The 440-nt window shown below is 50.5% G+C and carries 1 protein-coding gene; it reads left to right on the top strand.

What is annotated here, in order from left to right:
• Positions 1-16 precede the first annotated feature (16 nt).
• Positions 17-440, top strand: a 424-nt coding sequence (locus ACGF49_RS24880; protein ID WP_387493426.1) for a hypothetical protein, incomplete at its 3' end; no start/stop codon positions are given.

The raw sequence follows: 440 nt of genomic DNA, 5'->3' as shown, positions 1-440 counted from the left end.
CAGTGGGGTTATCGCTGTGCTGAATAACGACAAAGTAAAATCACCGCTCCTGAAGGGCCCGTTTATTAGTGGAGTCGATAATATTCTGTTAGGTATGGGGACCTTTCTGGCAACTGTCTGCGCCTATACTAATCAGGCGATTTATCAGGGTTCAAGTTATGTCCGCCAGCTTCCCCAGAAAGCGATTGACCAGATAACCCAACAACTGGTTCCGGCCCTGTTATCCACGCTGGGCGTAGTGATTGAACCGGATGGCAGAGTGGCACTCAGTGAACAGAGCTATCAGGAATTGCTGAAACGACTGGAATCGAAAGCACATCGCCACCGACCTGACCCGGCGGTGCGTCAACAGGCTATCGGGGAACGGATAATTAACTGGAGTAAACGTCTGGAATCACTCGGCACTAAACCGGTAATAACTCTGCCGGAAGTCAAGACCA

Source organism: Photorhabdus sp. RM96S (assembly GCF_042879335.1).
In the GTDB taxonomy this organism is placed as follows: Bacteria; Pseudomonadota; Gammaproteobacteria; order Enterobacterales; family Enterobacteriaceae; genus Photorhabdus; species Photorhabdus kayaii.
The sequence above is the reverse complement of the archived record's forward strand: the minus strand, read 5'-3'. Positions and strand labels throughout refer to the sequence as shown.